The 4,144-nt window shown below is 43.2% G+C and carries 5 protein-coding genes and 1 pseudogene; 4 read left to right on the top strand and 2 right to left on the bottom strand.

All coding sequences use genetic code 11. The annotated features are described in order from the left end of the window. Window positions 1–48 precede the first annotated feature (48 nt). Both BGL89_RS17320 and BGL89_RS17315 read right to left on the bottom strand, forming a co-directional pair. Complete coding sequence (locus tag BGL89_RS17320) at window positions 49–720, bottom strand: DUF6338 family protein (RefSeq protein ID WP_286826779.1); 672 nt, start codon at window positions 718–720, stop codon at window positions 49–51. Between the two features lie 48 nt (window positions 721–768). Beyond that, window positions 769–2,322 (bottom strand): serine/threonine-protein kinase, encoded by a 1,554-nt coding sequence (locus BGL89_RS17315; RefSeq protein WP_286826778.1) that lies wholly within the window; start codon window positions 2,320–2,322, stop codon window positions 769–771. Between the two features lie 376 nt (window positions 2,323–2,698). On the opposite strand from BGL89_RS17315, the gene BGL89_RS17310 reads away from it, so the two are divergent. From BGL89_RS17310 to BGL89_RS17295, 4 genes and pseudogenes are all read left to right on the top strand, one after another. Further along, complete coding sequence (locus tag BGL89_RS17310; protein WP_286826776.1) at window positions 2,699–2,929, top strand: hypothetical protein; 231 nt, start codon at window positions 2,699–2,701, stop codon at window positions 2,927–2,929. A 55-nt stretch (window positions 2,930–2,984) separates the two neighbouring features. Beyond that, window positions 2,985–3,485, top strand: coding sequence for a L,D-transpeptidase (locus BGL89_RS17305; RefSeq protein WP_286826775.1), 501 nt, complete (start codon window positions 2,985–2,987; stop codon window positions 3,483–3,485). 126 nt (window positions 3,486–3,611) lie between these two features. Beyond that, window positions 3,612–3,866, top strand: a complete 255-nt coding sequence (locus BGL89_RS17300) for a SemiSWEET transporter (protein ID WP_286826774.1) — start codon at window positions 3,612–3,614, stop codon at window positions 3,864–3,866. Between the two features lie 127 nt (window positions 3,867–3,993). Further along, a pseudogene (locus tag BGL89_RS17295) lies at window positions 3,994–4,144 on the top strand (RNA-guided endonuclease TnpB family protein); the annotation flags it as partial.

The following is a 4,144-nucleotide window of genomic DNA, read 5'->3' as shown; positions in this document are numbered from 1 at the left end:
CCTGTATAGATTTCAGCTACTTTTAGGCGTAGGCACTCTCATCGAATTTTATTTTAAGTTAATTATTTGCATAACAATTACCGAAGAGCCCCAAAATTCAATATAACGAATTTCCTCTGCATTAATCAAAATTCCTGCGCTTCTGGGGACTGGTTGCCAAGCATCATCTTCTAATTTATACACCAGTTCTAGATAAATATCTCGTTCTGATGATTCTGACGAAGCTAAAGAGTTTTTTCCGAACCAACCCGCTATCTGACTGCCATCTTTGAGAGTAATTAACATCCAGACAGGTTCCTCAATGCGACTAAAGGAATAATCCCAAGCAGAAGGGAATCCTGTAATTGTTTTAAACCCTAAACCAGATAATCCTCGTTCTAATAACTGTTTTTGGTTAGCATAGCCTAAAATTAATCCTACAATTATTGGACTAATAAAAATAATGATAATAAAAGCAAAGGCTAAAAAACTAGGGTTGGCTAAAATACTGCGATCCCACAGCAGCAGATAAACAAATATCCAGGGAATATAGTTGAGACAACTGAAGGTGAGAAACCTTAATAAAATTAGAGTAACCTGCTCAGATTTCTTATAAAAAAATCTTGATAATGTTAGGTCAATTACAAAACCTGGCACTAAAAAACAAACTGTATAAATAACAGCATTAAAGGTGTTAAATGTCAAACCAGAAGAGGATTGAGCGATAATCGGAAAAAACATAAAAATGATTGAAAGGTTAAAAAAAGTTTAGCGATCGCTGTCTTAATCCTAGCGGAATTTAATCACCTTAATAAAATCCGATGCGGCGATCTCGCTCCCTTGATCGGTCTTTCTCACAGTATAAGACCGCAGTTCCCTTTGGGTTGTCCCATCAGGATAGACATAAGTATTCTCTCCCCGTAAATTAATCATCGCATCAGTATGCGAAGTAATCTGCAAGTTCTCTACCGTTACCCTTTCAAACTGATTAAAAAACTTGGGATCGAATTGACTGGCCAATTGGGGAGAGAATAGTTGAACTGCTTGGTCATACTGCCGATTAGAAACGAGATAGTAGAGATTTTCAACGGTGGAGATAGCATCAGCTTGATCAAGATAGGGTGAAGTTGAGGGTTCTGGTTCAATTCTAGAGGGTGTGGGGGTGGGCGTTGGCGATAATTCCACTGGAGATGGTTGGGGACTTGGCAGATAGGGGGATGGAACCCTCACCGTCGGCGCGTTTTCAGGACTCGCCTCTGGTGCGCTTTCAGGACTCGCTGGAGGGGAGGGTTGAGGGGAGGGCGATCCCGGAGGTGACTGCCGTTGTAGCTGGTTGAGCCTTTCTTCAAATGCTTTTTGTTGTTGATCTTGAAGATAAACAAATCCGGCCAAGAGAACCAATCCCATCACCCCACCGACAATCCCGAATTTTAACCAATCACCCCCCCTAGATTGAGGTGCGGGGGGGTGAACTGCCGTTGATGGGGGCGACGGGGGAAGAACAATGGTACTTCGAGAAGAAGAAGGGGCCAAGGCTTCCTGCATAGCTTGGGCCGTAGGAAAGCGCTCCTGATAATGGGACTTGATGGCTTTATCTAACACTAGGGCCAAGCTTGGACTAACTCCGGGGGCATGATCTCGCCACTGGATTTCCCCGGTCAGAGGATCCGTGGCCAATTCTTGGGGGACTTTTCCCGTGAGAAGATAAATGGCGGTCAATCCCAAAGCATAAAGGTCGGTGGCGTACACAGGCCGCCCTATACTCTGCTCCGAGGGCATAAAACCAGGTGTACCGATGACAATGGAGCTAGTAGGGTTGCCCGCTGCTGTCATCACCGTCCCCATGGTTTCCTTAACCGCACCGAAATCAATCAGCACGGGCAGCTCATCTCCCCGCCGCAGAATAATGTTGTCTGGCTTAATATCCCGATGCACAATCCGGTGATCATGAACATAAACCAAGACGGCTAAGAGTTTTAGCAAGATATCCCGAACCGCCGCATCCCCCAGCACGCCACGATTGCCCACCTTCGTCGAGAGGGTTTCCCCATCGATATATTCTTGCACTAGATAGAATTGCCCCTGCTCTTCACCATAAGCATAGAGTTGGGGTATCTGCTCATTTTTCTGCCCCAAGTCCTCCAAGATGGCAGCCTCTCTCTGAAACCGCTCCCCAATGAGTTGATATATTCGAGGATCGTGAGCGAGGGGCTTCAGTTGCTTGATCACGCAGCGACGACGGGAAGGCATTTGGGTGTCTTCTGCCAGATAGGTTGTCCCGAATCCCCCCTCCCCTAGCTTTTTGAGAATTTGATAGCGATTATTGACCAGTTGTGAGTCCATTCACCCTTACACCCAACAAGAGGGTTAAAAACCTGAAGACTTTTCCGAAATACAGAAAAAGTGAGTTAAGGCCAAGAAAAAAACCTTAATTTCACTTTTCTTGACATTTTACTTTATTCAGGCTCGAATGTCAGCTTTTTTCGGAAATCCATTATAGATATAGGATCATCAATAGGCTAAACTAACAACTAAAATAAGGCCAAATTAATCAAATTATTAACTTAAAGCAGAGCGTCTAATTAATTTAAGAATACCCAGAGGGGTTACAATGTCGCTAACCTAGCCTACAAATAATTATGCTTTCCCACTTATAAAATTATTTTTTGATTACCTAAAAATGCAGACAATTACCGATGGGAACTAGCCAACAAGATTTATGTTAGGGACTTCTCCTAGCTTGTTTTATCTAGCCTATGGAACTTATTATCGGCTTAATAGCAGCCAATTAAGTGATTCTGGGGAATTTACCGATGAAAAAAGGCGAATAGTTCCACAGTTGCCCATTTTCAAACCTTATCAACTCTTGATCGCCACAGCTTTTGATCTCTATCAAACCTATTCAATCTTAGAGTCACAAAACCATCGAAATCTTGTCCCACAGGTCTAAAAAGCAGCAATCAGATTAGAATACAGATAAAAAATTTTGACTTTGCTGGTATCAGATGCGAGTTTTTGTGGCGATTCTCTGTTTATATCTAGGAATAGGGGAATTTTTCCTCCATCCCCCGATTAGTCTGGGCAATTCCCGTACCGCAACCACGGCAACCCGAACGGAAACCCGTTTGCTGCTGAATTTAAAAAAAAGACGGGTTTTTGTTTACCAAGGACAGAAAATAATCGCTTCTTACCCAGTGGCGATCGGTCGTCCGGGTTGGGAAACCCCAACGGGACAATTTAGGGTGATTCAGATGGTGCGGGAACCGGTCTGGGAACATCCTTTCACTGGGCAACTGGTGCCATCGGGAAAAAACAACCCTTTAGGGGCGCGTTGGATCGGATTTTGGACCGATGGTGCGAATTTTATCGGTTTTCACGGCACACCGCAAGAAAATCTCATCGGCCGGGCCGTCTCCCACGGTTGCGTCAGGATGCGCGATCGAGATATAAAGGCTTTATTTGAAAGGGTACAAATCGGCACTTCAGTGATAGTAATCGCTCAATAGAAACAATGGGACAAAATGTCACATTTACCAACACTTTGCTCCCATGATGTCGAGAGAGCCGTCTTCAGGCGTAATTTAGATAGTCAACAGTTTAAAATGAAAGAAACTAAGCTAAGAGGATAAGCGGTGAATATTATTGAACTAATCGGGATCGTGGCGGGAATATTAACCACTGTCTCCTTTTTACCCCAAGTGATTAAAACTTGGCGTTATCGTTCGGCTAAGGACTTGTCCCTAACTATGTTTATTTGCTTTTGTCTGGGGGTTTTTCTTTGGCTAATCTACGGAATTTATGTGAGCAGTAAACCGATTATTATCGCTAATTTTGTTACCTTTATCTTAGCGGGGACAATTCTATATTTTAAGATTAAATATGATTAAAATAACTGGCAATCTCTTGCGGCTCTATTGGCTCACGTCAACGAAGGCAGCAGGCGGTTGGCAGGGGGCCGTGTCAACTTAAAGAATTTTGTGTTAAGATATTGATAGTAGGTCTAGCATTGTCAAAATGTTTGTACTAGAATACAAAGTTAAGCCAAAACCTAATCAGATAGAAGCCATTAATGAAGCAATACGGACAACCCAATTTGTTCGGAATAAAGTTCTGCGTTATTGGATGGATAATCGGGGTGTTGGCAAAACAGAGTTATTTCGGTACA

The sequence above is a fragment of the Microcystis sp. LSC13-02 genome, assembly GCA_002282935.1.
In the GTDB taxonomy this organism is placed as follows: Bacteria; Cyanobacteriota; Cyanobacteriia; order Cyanobacteriales; family Microcystaceae; genus Microcystis.
The sequence above is the reverse complement of the archived record's forward strand: the minus strand, read 5'-3'. Positions and strand labels throughout refer to the sequence as shown.